Here is a 16,987-nt window from a genome sequence, read left to right as displayed (position 1 = left end):
GACCACGCCCGCGACGCCGAGCGAAGCGACCGGCCAATCGGCAGCGCCAGTTCTGAGTTCACCTGCCTGAACAGGCATACTGGCGCCGTGTGCGGACTGCTGGCCTACTTGGCCGACCCTCTTGCCGACCCTTCGACTGACCTGGTGAGCGCGGTTTCGGATGCCACGCATCCGATGCGCCACCGGGGTCCGGACGAGTCGGGCGCCTGGGCTGACGACGCAAGCGGACACCACGCCGATGCCGATCTCAGCGGCTCGGCCGCTGTCGTATTCGGTTTCAACCGGCTTTCCATCATCGACATCGCGCACAGCCATCAGCCGCTGCGCTGGGGTCCACCCGAGTCGCCGAACCGCTACGCGCTGGTGTTCAACGGCGAGATCTACAACTACCTGGAACTGCGCGAGGAACTGCGGAGCGAGTTCGGGGCCGAATTCACCACCGAGGGCGACAGCGAGACGATCGTCGCCGCCTACCACTACTGGGGCACCGCGGCCCTCGGCCGCTTGCGGGGAATGTTCGCCTTCGCCCTGTGGGACACCCAGACCCGGGAGTTGTTCTGCGCGCGTGACCCGTTCGGCATCAAGCCGCTGTACCTGGCGACGGGCCCCGGCGGCACCATCGTGGGCAGTGAGAAGAAGTGCATCCTCGACCTGGCGGCCCGGGCCGGCGTCGACCTGAGCATCGATGAGCGCGCCGTCCAGCACTACACAGTGCTGCAGTATGTGCCCGAGCCCGAGACGCTGCAGCGCGGCATCCGGCGGCTGGAGTCGGGCAGTTACGCCCGCATCCACCCGGGCCAGCAGCCCGAGGTGACGCGCTACTTCAAGCCGAAATTCGCGGCTGTGCCGTTTGTCACAGGGCAGGAGCAGGCCCGGTACGACGAGATCACCGCAGTTCTGGAGGATTCGGTCGCCAAGCACATGCGGGCCGACGTCACCGTCGGCGCGTTCCTGTCCGGCGGTATCGACTCCACCGCGATCGCCGCCCTGGCGATGCGCCACAACCCCAAACTCATCACGTTCACCACGGGCTTTGAGCGCGAAGGCTTTTCGGAGGTCGACGTGGCCGTCGCCTCCGCCGAGGCCATCGGGGCGCGGCATGTGACCAAGGTGGTGAGCCAGGCCGAGTTCGTCGAGGCGCTGCCCGAGATCGTCTGGTACCTCGACGAGCCGGTGGCCGACCCGGCGCTGGTGCCCCTGTTCTTCATCGCCCGCGAAGCCCGCAAGCACGTCAAGGTGGTGCTCTCCGGCGAGGGCGCCGACGAATTGTTCGGCGGTTACACCATCTACCGGGAACCGTTGTCGCTCAAGGCCTTTGATCGCGTCCCGCGGGGATTGCGGCGCGGGCTCGGCAAGGCTTCGAAATCGCTGCCGGACGGTATGCGCGGCAAGAGCCTGCTGCACCGCGGGTCGTTGACGCTCGAGGAGCGCTACTACGGCAACGCCCGCAGCTTCTCCGACGAGCAGCTGCAGTCGACTCTCGCGCAGTTCGATCCGGAGTGGACCCACACCGATGTGACGGCGCCGATCTACGCCGAGTCCGCCGGCTGGGACCCGGTGGCGCGCATGCAACACCTGGACCTGTTCACCTGGCTGCGCGGCGACATCCTGGTCAAAGCCGACAAGATGACCATGGCCAACTCGCTGGAATTGCGCGTGCCGTTCCTGGATCCCGAGGTATTCGCGGTGGCGTCGAAGCTGCCGTACGAACAGAAGATCACCCGGACCACAACGAAATACGCGCTGCGCCGGGCGCTGGAGCCCATCGTCCCCGCGCATGTGCTGCACCGCGCGAAGCTGGGTTTCCCGGTGCCGATCCGGCACTGGCTGCGCTCCGGCGAGCTGCTGGAGTGGGCCTACGCGACGGTCAACGCGTCGCAGGCCGGGCATCTGATCGACCTCGACGCCGTCCGCCAGATGCTCGAGGAACATCGCAATGGCGTCAGCGACCACAGCCGCCGGCTGTGGACGGTCCTCATCTTCATGCTGTGGCACGCCATCTTCATCGAGGGCAGCGTCACACCGCAGATCAGCGAGCCCGTCTACCCCGTCGAACTCTGACCACTACGACGAAAGTGCGGGAAACGACCGCGAATTCGACGTGAATTCGGTCGTTTCCCGCACTCTCGGCGGTGATCAGCCCAGGGCTGTGCCGAAGGCGCTGGGCTACGCCAGCGCAGCGGCAATCTCGTCGGCGGCATCGGCCCCGAACGCGGCCGACAGGCGCGGCAGCGCGGTGGCCTTGTCCCAGGTCCACTCCTGCGGACCCGGCGCTTCGAGCACCAGGGTGGCGACGAGCGAGGCCAGCTGAGCGGCCCGCTCCAGACTCAGGCCGGCGCCACGGCCGGTGAGGAAGCCGGCACGGAACGCGTCACCGATACCGGTCGGGTCGACCTTCTCGTTCTCGGGCACCACGTCGACGTGCACGAACGTGCCGTCGCGGCCGACGATGTCGACGCCCTTCTCCCCCAGCGTGGTGACGCGGAGCTCGATCTGGCTCATCACCTGAGCCTCCGACCAGCCCGACTTCTGCAGCAGCAGGTCCCACTCGTAGTCATTGGTGAACAGGTACGAGGCACCGTCGATGAGGCGGCGGATTTCGTCGCCGGACAACCGGGCCAGCTGCTGGCTGGGGTCCGCGGCGAAGGCCAGACCCAAGTTCCGGCATTCCTCCGTGTGCAGGAACATGGCCTCGGGATCGTTGGCGCCGATGATCACGAGCTCGGGCGCGCCCTGGGCGGCGACGAGGTCGGCGAGCTTGATGTTGCGCGCCTCGGACATGGCACCGGGGTAGAACGACGCCAGCTGCGCCATGTCCTCGTCCGTGGTGCAAACGAATCGAGCGGTGTAGGCGGATTCGGACACCAGCACCTGCGAGCAGTCGACGCCGTGCGCCGTCAGCCAGCCGCGGTAGTCATCGAAGTCCGTGCCCACGGCACCGACCAGCGTCGGGCTGCCACCCAGGATGCCGATGGCGTAGGCGATGTTGCCGGCGACGCCGCCGCGGTGCACCACCAGGTCGTCGACCAGGAAGCTCAGAGACACCTTCTGCAGGTGTTCGGCCAGCAACTGCTCGGCGAATCGGCCCGGGAAGCGCATCAAATGGTCGGTCGCGATCGATCCGGTCACGGCAATGGTCATCCGGCGAGCTTACCCAGCGCAGCGGAAGTAGCCGGACCGGTCCACCCGTGCCGGTGCGCTAGCCTGTGGACAACATGGACGGCGCATATCCGTACCCGGAATCGATCCCCCCGCAGCCGGGTCCGGGGAACTCCACCTACGGTGCCTACGGTGCACCCGCCGCCGGGCCGCCTCCCTCTTACCCGACGACGCTGCCACCCGCCGTGGAGTACCCGTCGGGCGGCGGTAACAACACCAAGCGCATCCTGCTGGTCGTCGGCGCCGTTCTGGCGGTCGTCGCGGTCGTCGGCGGCATCATCTTCGCTGTCCGCAGCACCAGCGACCGCGGTCTGACCGACGCCACCGCCAAGTCCGCGATCCAGGGCTATCTGAACGCGCTGCTGCAGCAGGACAAGCAAGCCGTGGCCCGGCACGCGCTGTGTGGTTTGTATGACGGCGTCAAGGACCACGCCACGGATTACACCGTGGCGAATCTGGCCAGTGATGCGTTTCGCAAGCAGTTCGGGCAGGCGGATGTGACGTCGATCGACAAGATCGTGATGCTGTCGCCGAATCAGGCGCAGGTGCTGTTCACCATGAAGGTGGCGCCGTCAGGCCGGCTGCCGCGCGGTTCGGTGAAGAGCAACGAATTCCAGGCCGTCGCTCAGCTCTTGGTGCAGCCGCGAGAGACCCTGGTCTGCTCGTACCTGCCACGTCCGGCGGACTCCCTGTAGGAGGCCGCCGGACCAGCACGGTACCGGTTGAATCAGTTGAACGAATCGCCGCAGGCGCAGGAGCCGGTGGCGTTCGGGTTGTCGATGGTGAAACCCTGCTTCTCGATGGTGTCCACGAAGTCGATGGTGGCGCCCTGTACGTAGGGGGCACTCATCCGGTCGACGGTGAGGTTGACGCCGCCGACGTTGGTGGTGAGGTCACCGTCGAGGGTGCGGTCATCGAAGAACAGGTTGTAACGCAGGCCGGCGCAGCCGCCCGGTTGCACGGCGATACGCAGCGCGAGGTCGTCACGGCCTTCCTGGTCCAGCAGAGCCTTGGCCTTGCTGGCCGCAGCGTCCGACAAGATCACGCCGTGGGTCTCGGTCGAGGTACCGGTGGTGGTCGTGTCCTCAACAGTCATTGCTTCTCCCTGGTGCACACTCGATTGCCTGGCACTATCCAGGCACCATCAACGGTACCTTGTCCGGCCGTTATTCCCGAGTTCAGCGGCTACGCCGGTAGCTAATCCGGTCAGCTGACGGGCCGCGTCGCTGATGGCCAGCTCCACCGAACCGGCGTGGTCGGCGATCGAATACGCGGCCGCGACCCCGGCGTTGGCCAGACCGGCGGGGTCCAGCGTCACCTGCCCGGCCAGCACCAGGACCGGCGAACCGTGCGCGCGGGCCCCCGCGGCGAGGGCGCTGATCACCTTGCCGTGCAGCGACTGGTCGTCGAACCGGCCCTCGCCCGTGACGATCAGATCTGCGGCGGCCAGGTCGTCGGCCAGCGCGGTGTGCGCCGCGATCACCGTCGCGCCGGATTCCCGCCGCCCGCCGAGCGCCAGCAGCGCTGCCCCCAGGCCGCCGGCGGCGCCGGCTCCCGGTTCGCCGGCGACATCACGGCCGGCCACGGATTCGAGGTCGCCGGCCCACGCCGTGAGCCGCTGCTCCAACAACTCCACCGTCGCGGGATCGGCGCCCTTCTGTGGACCGAAGACCGCCGCCGCACCCATCGGCCCCAGCAGCGGGTGTTCGACGTCGGAGGCGACGATGACCTCGACGTCGGCCAGCCTCCGATGAGCCGGCGTCAACCCGCCCAGCGCCGCGACAAGGCCCTGGCCGCCGTCGGTGCAGGCACTACCGCCGAGGCCGACGACCACTCTTTGTGCGCCGGCCACCAGCGCGGCGTCGACCAGCTGCCCGACTCCGAAGCTGCCGGCGTCCAGCGCGGTCTGGACCGTGGGCGGCCCGCCCAGCAGCGCCAATCCGCAGGCCTGCGCGCACTCGATGTACGCGGTGTCCTGATGCAGAACCCAGTGCGCGGTGACGTCGCAATCCAGCGGGCCTCGCACCGTGGCCGTCCGCAGACCGCCCAACCGTTCGGCCAGCACGTCGACGAAGCCGGGGCCGCCGTCGGACTGCGGGGCGAGCACCAGGGTGTCGCCCGGCCGCGCGGCGGCCCAGCCCGCGGCGATCGCCGCCGCGGCCTGCACCGCGGTGAGGCTGTCGCCGTAACAGTCGGGGGCGACGAGGACTCTCATCGGAGCAGGTTAAGCCGCCCACGGCTCGGGTGCATGACGGCCGACCGCGGCCACCGAAGTAACCTGACAGCGTGAATCTGCTGGGCCGCAAGAAGGACAACGCCGACTCCGGAGACGAGAGCGGCAACGCTGACGACGTCGCCGTGACCGGCAACTCGGACGTCGACGCCGCTGGGGGCACCACCGCGCCCAAGGGTCGCCCGACGCCCAAGCGCAGCGCCGCGGAGCGCAAGCGCGGCCCGGTCGCTCCGGCGCCGATGACGACCGCCGAGGCACGCAAACGACGCAAGGAACTGCGCAGCTCCCAGTCCAAGGAAGAGCGCAAGTCCGAGCGCCAGGCGCGTCGAGCCGACATGGATGCGCGCCGCGCCAAGATGATGTCCGGTGACGAGGCCTACCTGCTGCCCCGCGACAAGGGGCCGGTCAAGCGCTACGTCCGCGACCTCGTCGATTCCCGGCGCAACGTGCTGGGTCTGTTCATGCCGTCGGCCCTGGTGCTGGTGTTCTTCATGATGGCGCTGCCGCCGGTCCAGACCCAGGGTCTGCTGTCGGTCGCGATGCTGGGCCTGATGGTGATCATGGCAATCGACGGCGTCCTGCTGAGCCGGCGCATCAACAAGCGCGTGGACGCGAAGTTCCCGGACAACACCGAAAGTGGTTGGAAACTGGGCTTTTACGCCTCCAGCCGGGCTTCGCAGCTGCGCCGGATGCGCGTGCCGAAGCCGCAGGTCAACCGCGGAGCCAAGGTCGACTGAGCCCGGTGCGCACCCTGGTGCTCGGCGGCATCCGGTCGGGAAAGTCGCAGTGGGCCGAGGACTGGATCGGCCATGCGGCGGGTCCGAGCGAGCCGGTGCGCTACGTCGCGACCGGCTCCGTCAACGGCGACGACGACTTCGCGGCCCGGGTTTCGGCCCATCAGAGCCGGCGGCCGGCCTACTGGTCGACCGTCGAATCGGCCGACGTGGCACGCACTTTGCGTGAATCGGCGGCCGCCACCATGGTTGACGACATCGGCGGCTGGCTGGTTGCCGCGATGGATCGGCGCGCCGCCTGGACCGGCGGCTCGATCCAGGCCGAGATCGACGAATTGACCTCGGCGGTCAGCGCATTCACCGCGCCACTGGCGCTGGTCAGCCCGGAGGTGGGCCTGACCGTCGTCCCGGCCACTGAGTCGGGCCGCCGTTTCGCCGACGAATTGGGCTCGCTCAACCAGCGATTGGCCGCGGTCTGTGACCGCGTGGTGCTGGTGGTGGCCGGCCAGCCTCTCACCGTCAAGGAGTCTCGATGAGCGATCCCCGCGCCCAGTTTCCCGATCTCACCAAACCCGATGCCGATGTGCGGGAGGCCGCGCTCGCGCGCCAGCACACCCTGACGAAACCACCGGGCTCCCTGGGCCGCCTGGAGGACTTGTCGGTCTGGGTGTCGGCCTGCCAAGGTGTCTGTCCGCCAAAGCAATTCGAGCGGGCCCGGGTCGTGGTGTTCGCCGGCGACCACGGCGTGACGGCAGCCGGAGTTTCCGCGTTTCCGTCCGAGGTCACCGCACAGATGGTGGCGAACTTCGACGCCGGCGGCGCGGCCATCAACGTCTTGGCCGAGGTGGCGGGCGCCACCGTGCGCGTGGCTGACATCGCCGTCGACGGCGAGGCCCACTCCCCCGCGATCGGCGCCCACAAGGTCCGCCGCGGCAGCGGCAACATCGCCATCGAGGACGCGTTGTCGACGGAGGAGGCCGTCGCGGCGATCGCGGCCGGTCGCACCATTGCCGACCAGGAGGTCGACGGGGGCGCCGACCTGCTCATCGCCGGCGACATGGGCATCGGAAACACCACGCCGGCAACGACTCTGGTTGCCGCCCTGACGGCGTCCGAACCCGTCGGGGTGGTGGGACGCGGCACCGGCGTCGACGACGAGGGCTGGGCCCGCAAGACCGCGGCCATCCGTGACGCGCTGTTCCGCGCCCGCCAGGTCAAGGCCGATCCGGTTGCGCTGCTGGCCGTTTGCGGCGGCGCGGATCTGGCCGCCATGGCCGGCTTCCTGGCCCAGGCCGCGGTACGGCGAACCCCGGTCCTGCTCGACGGCGTGGTGGTGACGGCCGCGGCGCTGGTCGCCGACCGGTTGGCCCCCGGCGCGAAAGCCTGGTGGCAAGCCGCCCACCTGTCGACCGAACCCGCGCACTCGGTGGCGCTGCAGCGCCTGCAGCTGACCCCGATCCTGGACCTGGGCATGCGCCTGGGCGAAGGCAGCGGTGCCGCGGTGGCGCTGCCGGTGCTGCGTGCCGCGGTGGCGACGCTGGCGTCCATGGCCACGTTCGGCGAGGCGAACGTCACCGACAAGCCGGCCGACAAACCATTGTGATCTCTGCCCTCGCTTCGGCTTTCGCGTTCAGCACCGTCCTCCCGGTGCGTGGCGACCGGCCGTTCGGCCGGGGCACACTGACCGCGCTTCCGGTGGTGGGCATCGTTCTCGGCGGGATCGCCGCGGCGGTGGCGTGGGGTGCCGGCCAGGTGTACGTGACCGGCCCGCTCGCCGGGCTGCTCGCGGTGGCGGTGCTGCTTCTGCTGACCCGCGGCCTGCACATCGACGGGCTGTCCGACACGGTCGACGGCCTCGGCTGTTACGGACCGCCCGAGCGGGCGCTGGCCGTCATGCGCGGCGGCACCGCGGGCCCGTTCGGGGTGGCCGCTATCGTCGTGGCGATCGGCGCGCAGAGCATGACGTTCGCCGCGCTCGACCCGGCGGCGGTCGTCGTTGCCGTCACCGCGGGCCGCATCGCGGCGCTCGCCGCCTGCCGGACGTCGGTACCGGCCGCACCGGGCAGCACGTTGGGCGCGATGGTCGCCGGCAGCCAACCGGTGTGGGTGGTCGCGGCGTGGACGGCTGCGGTGGCGGCCGCGGCCGCATGGGCGACGCCGCGGTTGTGGCAGGGCCCGGTGGTCGTGCTCGTCGCACTGGGGATCACCGCGCTACTGGTGACGCACTGCGTCCGCAGGTTCGGCGGGATCACCGGCGACGTACTGGGTGCGGCCGCCGAAGTCACGACCACGCTGACCGCGCTGGGGCTGGCCGCCCACCTCTAGCCTCCAACATGAAGGAGATCGCGAGATTTCCAGCTGGAAATCTCGCGATCTTCTTCACGTTCGGCGGGGGGTTAACCCAGGCGCGTCATCCAGTTGTGGGTGTCGGCGAACGTGCCGCGCTGAATGCCGGTCAAGGTGTCGCGCAGTGCCATGGTGACCTCACCGGGCTGGCCGTCACCGATGGTGAACTCGCCCGCCGATTCACCGGCCAATTCACCCTGGCCGTACTTCACATGCGCGACGGGGGTGATGACGGCCGCGGTGCCGCAGGCGAACACCTCGGTGATCTCCCCAGCGGCGGCCTTCTTCTGCCACTCGTCGATGTCGATCTTGCGTTCCTCGACGGCGAACCCCGCGTCAACCGCCAACTGCAGCAACGAATCCCGCGTGATGCCGGGCAACAGCGAGCCGGACAGCTCCGGGGTGACCAGCCGCGCCGAGCCACCGCTGCCGAAGACGAAGAACAGGTTCATGCCACCCATTTCTTCGACGTACCGGCGCTCGATGGCGTCGAGCCAGACCACCTGGTCGCAGCCCATCTCGGCGGCCTGCGCCTGGGCCAGCAGCGAGGCGGCGTAATTGCCGCCGAACTTGGCCGCACCGGTGCCGCCCGGGCTGGCCCGCACGTACTCGGTGGACAGGTACACCGACACCGGCTTGATGCCGCCCTTGAAATACGCGCCGGCCGGCGAGCCGATCACCAGGTAGCGGTACTCGTTGGCGGGTCGCACGCCGAGGCCCGGCTCGGTGGCGATGATGAACGGCCGCAGGTACAGCGACGCCTCACCGCCGGCAGCCGGCACCCACTCGTTGTCGACGGCGATCAGCTGCCGCAGCGACTCGACGAAGACGTCCTCGGGCAGCTCCGGGATGGCCAGGCGCCGGCACGACGATTGCAGCCGGGCCGCATTGGAATCGGGGCGAAACGACACGATCGAGTTGTCGTTCCAGCGGTACGCCTTCAGACCTTCGAAGACTTCCTGCGCGTAGTGCAGGACGATGGCCGACGGGTCCAGTTCGATGGGCCCGTACTCGGTCACCCGGGCGTCGTGCCAGCCGCGGTCGACGCTGTAGTCGATGGACACCATGTGGTCGGTGTGGAACCGCCCGAATCCGGGGTCGGCCAGAACCTGGGCCCTTACCTCGTCGCTCGCAGGATTGCTCGCGCGCGACACGGTGAATTCGAGGGGGCCATCGGTCATATGCCGATTGTATCGCCCGTGGCTAGCGCGTTTTCGCCGCGGCTAACGCGTCTTGGCCGCCACGAACGGCGGCGCGACGACCTCGCACTCGAGTGCCCGGCCGCGGACGTCGACGGTCACCCGCGCACCGTCGGCGATGTCGGCCGCGGTGTCGAGCAACGCCAGCGCGATGCCAACCTTCAGACTCGGTGAGAAGGTGCCCGACGTGGTGATGCCGACCGGCGTCTCGCCGTCCAGCACCGTCAGGTCAGCACGCAGCACCCCGCGGCCGACGGCCTTGAGGCCACGCAGCGTCCGCTTGGGGCCGGCTTCCTTCTCCGCGAGCAGGGCATCGCGGCCCCAGAACGCGTCCTTCTTCCAGCCGATGGCCCAGCCGCAGCGGGCCTGCAGCGGCGAAATGTCCAGCGACAGTTCATGTCCGTGCAGCGGGTAACCCATCTCGGTGCGCAGGGTGTCGCGCGAGCCCAGCCCGGCGAGTTCACCGCCGGCAGCCTTCACCGCGGCGACGAGCGCGTCGAACACGATCCCCGCGCGGTCCCACTCGGGCAACAGTTCGTAGCCGTGCTCACCGGTGTAGCCGGTGCGGCACACCCGGACCGGAACGCCGTCGTACTCGGCGTCGGCGTATCCCATGTAGTCCATGTCGGTCGGCAGCCCGAGCGCGGTGAGCACCTCGGTGGACTTCGGCCCCTGCACCGCCAGTACGGCATAGGAGCGGTGCTCGTCGGTGATGGTCAGCTCGGGCGGAGCGAGGCGCTGCAGCTCGGCGACCACGGCGGCGGTGTTGGCCGCGTTGGGCACCAGGAAGATTTCTTCGTCGGAGACGTAGTAGGCGATCAGGTCATCAATGACACCGGCCACGCCGTCAACTTCCTTGCAGCACAACGTGTATTGCGCCTTGCCCGGCCCGATGCGGCGCAGGTCGTTGGTGAAGGCGGAGTTGACGAACTCGGCGGCGCCGGGGCCACGCACCAGGGCCTTGCCGAGGTGGCTCACGTCGAACAGTCCGACGGTCTCGCGGGTGGCGTTGTGCTCGGCCACGGTGCCGGCGTAGGACACCGGCATCAACCAGCCCCCGAATTCGGCGAAACTCGCACCGAGTTCGCGGTGACGGTCTTCCAGCGGGCCCTGCAACAGTTCGCTCACGGCCAGACAGCGTAGTCGCCTGACGGCTCCCGGCGTCGCCCCATTGCTGGCAGACTCGTTTTCGTGATCGATTACGACGCGCTCGAAGCCGCCGGAATCGCTGATGCCCGCGGTCGCGCGGAACTCATCGAATACTTGGACGGCCTCGGCTTCACCCCCGATCAGATGGTCGGGGCCGAGCGCCGCGGCCGGTTGTTCGCGTTGGCCGGTGACTCCGTGCAGTGGTCGGGGCAGCCGAGCCACAGCCTGGCCGAGGTCGCCCACGAGATCGAGCTGCCGCTGGCCGACGTCGAGCAGGCCTGGGCGGTGCTCGGCCTCACGGTCGCCGACCCGAATGTGCCGGCGCTCACCGACTGCGACATCGAGGCGTTGCGCACGTGGGCCGAGATGCGCGCCGCGATCGGCGAGGATGCCGCGCTGGGTTTCCTGCGGGTGCTCGGGGCGAGCATGGCGCGGCTGGCGGAGGCCGAGTCGACGATGACGCGCACCGGGCTGCCCAATCTGGACCTGGCCAATACCCATGACGAACTGCTGACCGCCCGCGCGTACCGGTCTGCGGCTCAGTTCATCCCGCGCATCGGCGGCATGATCGACGCCTTTCACCGCCACCATTTGGCCGCTGCCCGAACGTATTTCGACGGCGTGGTCCACCACGAATCGTCGACGGTCGACGTCGGCATCGGCTTTGCCGACCTGTCCGACTTCACCAGGCTCACCCGCATGAGCACCGCCGACGAATTGTCGAAGCTGCTCAACGAATTCAGCGGAATGGCCGCGGACGTGGTGAACGCCGACGGTGGCCGCGTGGTCAAGTTCATCGGCGACGCGGTGATGTGGGTGAGCGCCACGCCCGAGCTGCTGGCCAAGGCCGCGCTGGACCTGGTGCACCATCCGCGGGTCGCGGCCTCTGAGATCCAGGTGCGCGCCGGGCTCAGTTACGGCGAGGTGCTGGCCATCGGCGGCGACTACTTCGGCAGTCCGGTCAACCTCGCGGCGCGATTGGTGGCGGCGGCCCAGCCCGGGCAGATCCTGGTTGCCGCGCCCTGGTGCAACATTCCCGAGGATTGGCCGATCCAAGTACAGGAACCGTTGACGCTCAAAGGTTTTGACGAGCCCGTCACGGCCTACCAGTTGTGTGACCGACTCTGACAGCTGCCGGACGAAACGCCGGTGGCCAGGTTCGATTGGCCGCACTCCTCATCGCGGCTCGTCCCTCGCCGCTCGATCGTCGCGCGGCTAGGGTGAACGGCGTGAGCACACCCGGTTACCAGTCCCCTGCCGTCACTGTCGCATCCGTCCTGCCGTCGGACTTGGATTCTGCGGTGCTGATCGTTCCGGTCATCACCAGCGAGAACGACGAGGCCACGGTCCTGGCCAACCCGTTCCTGGACGCCGAAGCCACCGGTGAGATCGAGGTGGCGCTGAAGACCCTGGGCGCGAAGGGCTCGACCGAGCAACTGACCCGCGTACTCGTGCCATCCCTGCCGGTGGCCAGCGTGCTGGCGGTCGGCCTCGGCAAGGACCGTGACGAGTGGCCGGCCGACGTGATCCGCCGCGCCGCCGGCGTGGCGGCACGCTCGCTCAACGGCACCGAGACCGTCGTGACCACCCTGTCCGAATTGGATGTGGCGGCAGCCGTCGAGGGCCTGATCCTCGGCGCGTACCGGTTCAACGAGTTCCGCAGCGCGAAGACCGCTCCGAAAGAGCGGGGCCTGACGGCACTGACCGTGCTGTCCACCGCCGACGACGCCGAGACCGCGGCAGCGCGCGGTGTCGATGTGGCGACCGCCGTGGCAACCGCCCGCGACCTCGTTAACACCCCGCCGAGCCACCTGTACCCGGGTGAATTCGCCAAGCGCGCAAAGGCTTTGGGTAAGTCTGCGGGCCTCGAGGTCGAGGTGCTGGGCAAGAAGGAGCTGGAGGACGCCGGATACGGCGGCATAGTGGGCGTCGGCAAGGGCTCGTCGCGCGGGCCGCGACTGGTACGGCTGACCTACCGCTGCGGCAAGAAGAACGCCAAGAAGGTGGCGCTCGTGGGCAAGGGCATCACCTTCGACACCGGCGGCATCTCGATCAAGCCGGCCGCCAACATGCACCACATGACCTCCGACATGGGCGGTGCCGCCGCCGTCATCGCCACCATCGTGCTGGCGGCGCGCCAGCAGCTGCCGGTCGACGTCATCGCGACCGTGCCCATGGCCGAGAACATGCCGTCGTCGACGGCGCAGCGCCCCGGCGACGTGCTGACCCAGTACGGCGGTACCACCATCGAGGTGCTCAACACCGATGCCGAGGGCCGGCTGATCCTGGCCGACGCCATCGTCCGCGCCTGCGAGGACAACCCCGATTACCTGATCGACACCGCGACGCTGACCGGGGCGCAGCTCGTGGCACTCGGCGTGCGTACCCCCGGTGTGATGGGCACCGACGAATTCCGTGACCGGGTCGCCAAGCTCTCCCAGGAGGTCGGCGAGAACGCCTGGCCGATGCCGCTGCCCGAGGAACTCAAGGATGACCTCAAGTCGACGGTCGCCGACTTGGCCAACGTCAGCGGCGCGCGCAACGCCGGCATGTCGGTGGCCGGGGTCTACCTGCGCGAGTTCGTCGCCGACGGTGTCCAGTGGGCGCACCTCGACGTCGCAGGCCCGGCCTACAACACCGGCGGCCCCTGGGGCTACACCGGTAAAGGCGGCACCGGCGTCCCGACGCTGACCATGTTCGCCGTGCTGGAAGACATCGCGAAGAACGGCTAGCCATCCGCCCGATGCGGTAGCTGAATCGACGTCAGTTACCGCATTTTCGGGGTGCCAATCCCCACGGCAGCGTATTTTTCCTGCATGAACAAGTTCGTTCGGGTTACTGCTGTGACAGTCACTGCTATCGGCTTGGAGTTAGCCGGATTGAGCGGCACCGGCATGGCACTCGCCGACCCCGACCAGGAACCCGTCCCTGATCAGCTGTGTCCGTTCCGCAATGTGATCGACCGCATGGGCGGGAACGATCAGTGCGATCCCGGCGGGAACGACGACAACCAGAACATCGGCGCCGGCGCGCCGAACGAGTGCGCGCCCGGCGGCGGGTGGGTCGGAAACAACGAGCTGTGCCCGCCCCCGACGCTCAACGTGAACGTCAACCATGACGGCAATGGGAATCACCAGATCACCATCAACGGTCAGCAGGTCGACCCCAGGAACATCACCGTCGACGGCAAGCCGATGGGATGACGCCGCAGAGCGTCGGTCGGCGGCTCAGCTCACCTGGGCCTGCTGCAGGGCACGGGTCTGCTCAGCGCCGGCCACGTGCTCGGCGAGCTCGCGGGCCGCGGTGGCGAGCAGCTCGGGATGCGACATCGGCGACCAGTGGCCCGACTCGATGTCCCGGCGCCACAGTTGCGGAACCCATTGCGGCGTCTCGTCATACAGGTGCGGCCGGACGAACTGGTCGCCACGGTTGACGATCACCTGCACCGGCACGTTCACGTAGTGGTCACGCCGCCCCTTGAACAGGGTGCGCCAGTAGTTGGCCGGATACACCTTGAGGCTGTTGGCGGCATCTGTCGCGAAGGTGTCCGAATGCCGAATCTGGTTGTCGGACATGCCATCCAGCCGCTTCAGCAGCTGCGGAATGATGGTGGGAACGGTGGCCCGGACCAGCACTCGCGCCACCAGCGGGATCGAGAAGAAACCCTGATAGGTCAGTCGCAGGAACTGCGATACCGAGCGCAGGAACCGCACCGGCCGGTCGGGCCGTTTGAGGCCGTCCATGATGTAGCGACGGGTGTGGTCGGCGCTCGGCCCCGAGGTCGAGGTGAAGGACGCGACGCGGTCCACCGACTCCGGCCGCGACAGGTACTCCCAGATGCCGACCGAGCCCCAGTCGTGGGCCAGCACGTGGACCTTCTCGCCCGGCGCCAAAGCGGCGACGACGGCCGCGAAGTCGTCGGCGTAGTGCGCCATGGTGTACGACGAAACCTTCTTGGGCACACCAGAATTGCGCGAGCCGCGGTTGTCGTAGCGGATCACCCGGTAGGTGTCGGCCAGGTAGGGCACCGTGGCGTCCCACATGTCGTGCGAGTCCGGCCAACCGTGCACCAGGACCACCACCGGACCGCCTGGGTTGCCCTCCTCGTAGGTCGCGATCCGAGTCCCGTCCGCGCTGTCCACAAACCGCATCGTCAAACCCTGCCTGACCTCAAAGTATCCCGTACCGCCGGTACCGGTTGTGATGCGACAGTAGCCTGCTCAGCGAGGGTGTCAACAGAGCGGGACAAAGTCCCGGCCCGCCACTCCCCGACTGCGCGAGCATGACAGGATGGGCCCTGTAGACATTCGAAGTGACGAGCGACTTTTCGAGGAGTCAACGTAATGGCCATCTCCGTCCAGATGCCCGCACTCGGTGAGAGCGTTACCGAGGGAACCGTCACTCGATGGCTCAAGCAGGAGGGCGACACCGTCGAGGTCGACGAACCCCTGCTCGAGGTCTCCACCGACAAGGTCGACACCGAAATCCCGTCGCCGGCAGCAGGCGTCCTGACCAAGATCGTTGCGCAGGAAGACGACACCGTCGAGATCGGCGGCGAGCTCGCCGTCATCGGTGAGGCCGGCTCGGAACCGGCCGCAGCCCCCGCTTCGCCCCCCGAGCCCGCGGCTGCTCCCGCACCCGAGCCCACCCCGGCCGCCGAGCCGGCCGCCGCGGAGGCGGCTCCGGCCCCCGAGACTCCGGCCCCTGAGACTCCGGCCCCGGCACCCGCTTCGGCCCCCGCGCCGGCGGCTTCCGATGCCGCCGACGCCACCTCGATCGTGATGCCGACGCTCGGCGAGTCGGTCACCGAAGGCACCGTCACCCGCTGGCTCAAGAAGGTCGGCGACTCCGTCGAGGTCGACGAACCCCTGGTCGAGGTTTCCACCGACAAGGTCGACACCGAAATCCCGTCGCCGATCGCCGGCGTGCTGCTGTCCATCACCGCCGACGAGGACGACGTCGTGTCCATCGGCGGCGAGCTCGCCAAGATCGGTGCCGCCGGTTCCGCCCCCGCCGAGGCGCCCGCCCCGAAGGCTCCGGCCCCCGAGCCCGAGCCGCAGCCCGAGCCCGAAGCCAAGGCTGCGCCGACGCCTCCCCCCGCCCCGAAGGCACCCGCCGCGCCGACGCCCCCGCCGGCTCCGCCGGCCCCTGCCGCGCCGACCCCGCCGCCGGCACCCGCGGCCGCAACTCCGTCCGCGCAGGCCGCACCGTCTGACGATGCCAGCCCATACGTCACGCCGCTGGTGCGAAAGTTGGCTGCCGAGAACAACGTTGATCTCTCTTCGGTGCAGGGCACCGGCGTCGGTGGCCGCATCCGCAAGCAGGACGTGCTCGCCGCGGCCGAGGCCGCCAAGGCGCCGGCCGCTCCGGCCCCCGCTGCGTCTGCCCCCACCGCTCCGGCCGCCAAGGCCCCGGCGGCGGCGCCCGCTCCGGCGCTGGCCCACCTGCGTGGCACCACGCAGAAGGCCACTCGCATTCGCCAGATCACGGCCAAGAAGACGCGGGAGTCGCTGCAGACCACGGCGCAGCTGACCCAGACCCACGAGGTCGACATGACCCGCATCGTCTCGCTGCGGGCGCGCGCCAAGAACTCGTTCGCCGAGCGCGAGGGTGTGAACCTGACCTACCTGCCGTTCATCGCCCGCGCGGTGATCGACGCGTTGAAGGTCCACCCGAACGTCAACGCCAGCTACAACGAGGAAACCAAGGAGATCACCTACTACGACGCCGAGCACCTCGGCTTCGCGGTGGACACCGAGCAGGGCCTGCTGTCGCCGGTCGTGCACAACGCCGGTGACCTGTCCCTCGGTGGCCTCGCCCGCGCGATCGTGGACATCGCCGACCGCGCCCGTTCGGGCAACCTGCGGCCCGACGAGCTGGCCGGTGGCACCTTCACCATCACCAACATCGGTAGCCAGGGGGCCCTGTTCGACACCCCGATCCTGGTTCCGCCGCAGGCGGCGATGCTCGGCACCGGTGCCATCGTCAAGCGGCCGCGGGTCGTCGTGGACGAAGGCGGCAACGAGTCGATCGGCGTCCGGTCGGTCTGCTACCTGCCGCTGACGTACGACCACCGCCTGATCGACGGCGCCGACGCCGGACGGTTCGTGACCACCATCAAACGTCGTCTCGAAGAGGGTGCGTTCGAGGCCGACCTCGGTCTCTAG

16 protein-coding genes are annotated in these 16,987 nt (G+C 68.9%); 10 read left to right on the top strand and 6 right to left on the bottom strand.

The window, feature by feature from the left end:
* The first annotated feature begins 87 nt into the window (after window positions 1-87).
* Window positions 88-2,061 carry an asparagine synthase (glutamine-hydrolyzing) gene (asnB, locus tag ACWW1C_RS09215; protein ID WP_455983147.1) on the top strand — a complete coding sequence of 658 codons (1,974 nt, stop codon included), beginning with the start codon at window positions 88-90 and terminating at the stop codon, window positions 2,059-2,061.
* Between the two features lie 105 nt (window positions 2,062-2,166).
* Here asnB and ACWW1C_RS09210 read toward each other — a convergent pair whose 3' ends face one another.
* Window positions 2,167-3,141, bottom strand: coding sequence for a carbohydrate kinase family protein (locus tag ACWW1C_RS09210; protein ID WP_455983146.1), 975 nt, complete (start codon window positions 3,139-3,141; stop codon window positions 2,167-2,169).
* A gap of 74 nt (window positions 3,142-3,215) precedes the next feature.
* On the opposite strand from ACWW1C_RS09210, the gene ACWW1C_RS09205 reads away from it, so the two are divergent.
* Window positions 3,216-3,854, top strand: coding sequence for an Rv0361 family membrane protein (locus ACWW1C_RS09205; RefSeq protein WP_455983145.1), 639 nt, complete (start codon window positions 3,216-3,218; stop codon window positions 3,852-3,854).
* Window positions 3,855-3,886: 32 nt separating this feature from the next.
* Here ACWW1C_RS09205 and ACWW1C_RS09200 read toward each other — a convergent pair whose 3' ends face one another.
* Together ACWW1C_RS09200 and ACWW1C_RS09195 are read right to left on the bottom strand one after the other, a co-directional pair.
* Complete coding sequence (locus ACWW1C_RS09200) at window positions 3,887-4,255, bottom strand: HesB/IscA family protein (RefSeq protein ID WP_455983144.1); 369 nt, start codon at window positions 4,253-4,255, stop codon at window positions 3,887-3,889.
* Window positions 4,256-4,303: 48 nt separating this feature from the next.
* The gene (locus ACWW1C_RS09195) at window positions 4,304-5,374 is read right to left on the bottom strand and encodes a glycerate kinase family protein (RefSeq protein WP_455983143.1); all 1,071 of its coding nucleotides are present in this window, start codon (window positions 5,372-5,374) and stop codon (window positions 4,304-4,306) included.
* A 71-nt stretch (window positions 5,375-5,445) separates the two neighbouring features.
* On the opposite strand from ACWW1C_RS09195, the gene ACWW1C_RS09190 reads away from it, so the two are divergent.
* From ACWW1C_RS09190 to ACWW1C_RS09175, 4 genes are read left to right on the top strand one after another with little or no spacing between them, the layout of a single operon-like run.
* The gene (locus ACWW1C_RS09190) at window positions 5,446-6,129 is read left to right on the top strand and encodes a DUF3043 domain-containing protein (RefSeq protein WP_455983142.1); all 684 of its coding nucleotides are present in this window, start codon (window positions 5,446-5,448) and stop codon (window positions 6,127-6,129) included.
* A 5-nt stretch (window positions 6,130-6,134) separates the two neighbouring features.
* The gene (locus tag ACWW1C_RS09185; protein ID WP_455983141.1) at window positions 6,135-6,662 is read left to right on the top strand and encodes a bifunctional adenosylcobinamide kinase/adenosylcobinamide-phosphate guanylyltransferase; all 528 of its coding nucleotides are present in this window, start codon (window positions 6,135-6,137) and stop codon (window positions 6,660-6,662) included.
* Complete coding sequence (gene cobT, locus ACWW1C_RS09180) at window positions 6,659-7,729, top strand: nicotinate-nucleotide--dimethylbenzimidazole phosphoribosyltransferase (protein WP_455983140.1); 1,071 nt, start codon at window positions 6,659-6,661, stop codon at window positions 7,727-7,729. The genes ACWW1C_RS09185 and cobT overlap by 4 nt, the downstream gene beginning before the upstream one ends.
* The gene (locus ACWW1C_RS09175; protein WP_455983139.1) at window positions 7,726-8,451 is read left to right on the top strand and encodes an adenosylcobinamide-GDP ribazoletransferase; all 726 of its coding nucleotides are present in this window, start codon (window positions 7,726-7,728) and stop codon (window positions 8,449-8,451) included. Before cobT ends, ACWW1C_RS09175 begins: the two co-directional genes overlap by 4 nt.
* 71 nt (window positions 8,452-8,522) lie before the next feature.
* Here ACWW1C_RS09175 and ACWW1C_RS09170 read toward each other — a convergent pair whose 3' ends face one another.
* Complete coding sequence (locus tag ACWW1C_RS09170) at window positions 8,523-9,653, bottom strand: branched-chain amino acid aminotransferase (protein WP_455983138.1); 1,131 nt, start codon at window positions 9,651-9,653, stop codon at window positions 8,523-8,525.
* 42 nt (window positions 9,654-9,695) lie between these two features.
* Complete coding sequence (gene gcvT / locus ACWW1C_RS09165) at window positions 9,696-10,799, bottom strand: glycine cleavage system aminomethyltransferase GcvT (RefSeq protein ID WP_455983137.1); 1,104 nt, start codon at window positions 10,797-10,799, stop codon at window positions 9,696-9,698.
* A gap of 63 nt (window positions 10,800-10,862) precedes the next feature.
* Between gcvT and ACWW1C_RS09160 the strand changes: the two genes are divergently transcribed.
* The 3 genes from ACWW1C_RS09160 (at window position 10,863) to ACWW1C_RS09150 (ending at window position 14,023) form a co-directional block, all read left to right on the top strand.
* Window positions 10,863-11,948 carry an adenylate/guanylate cyclase domain-containing protein gene (locus ACWW1C_RS09160; RefSeq protein ID WP_455983136.1) on the top strand — a complete coding sequence of 362 codons (1,086 nt, stop codon included), beginning with the start codon at window positions 10,863-10,865 and terminating at the stop codon, window positions 11,946-11,948.
* A 101-nt stretch (window positions 11,949-12,049) separates the two neighbouring features.
* Window positions 12,050-13,552 (top strand): leucyl aminopeptidase, encoded by a 1,503-nt coding sequence (locus ACWW1C_RS09155; protein WP_455983135.1) that lies wholly within the window; start codon window positions 12,050-12,052, stop codon window positions 13,550-13,552.
* A 111-nt stretch (window positions 13,553-13,663) separates the two neighbouring features.
* A complete protein-coding gene (locus ACWW1C_RS09150) occupies window positions 13,664-14,023 on the top strand; it encodes a hypothetical protein (RefSeq protein ID WP_455983134.1) in 360 nt (119 codons plus the stop codon).
* 24 nt (window positions 14,024-14,047) lie between these two features.
* On the opposite strand, the gene ACWW1C_RS09145 is transcribed toward ACWW1C_RS09150, so the two are convergent.
* The gene (locus tag ACWW1C_RS09145) at window positions 14,048-14,971 is read right to left on the bottom strand and encodes an alpha/beta fold hydrolase (RefSeq protein WP_455983133.1); all 924 of its coding nucleotides are present in this window, start codon (window positions 14,969-14,971) and stop codon (window positions 14,048-14,050) included.
* A gap of 192 nt (window positions 14,972-15,163) precedes the next feature.
* On the opposite strand from ACWW1C_RS09145, the gene sucB reads away from it, so the two are divergent.
* Complete coding sequence (sucB, locus tag ACWW1C_RS09140; RefSeq protein ID WP_455983132.1) at window positions 15,164-16,987, top strand: 2-oxoglutarate dehydrogenase, E2 component, dihydrolipoamide succinyltransferase; 1,824 nt, start codon at window positions 15,164-15,166, stop codon at window positions 16,985-16,987.

It is taken from the genome of Mycobacterium sp. HM-7 (genome assembly GCF_053852335.1).
The sequence above is the reverse complement of the archived record's forward strand: the minus strand, read 5'-3'. Positions and strand labels throughout refer to the sequence as shown.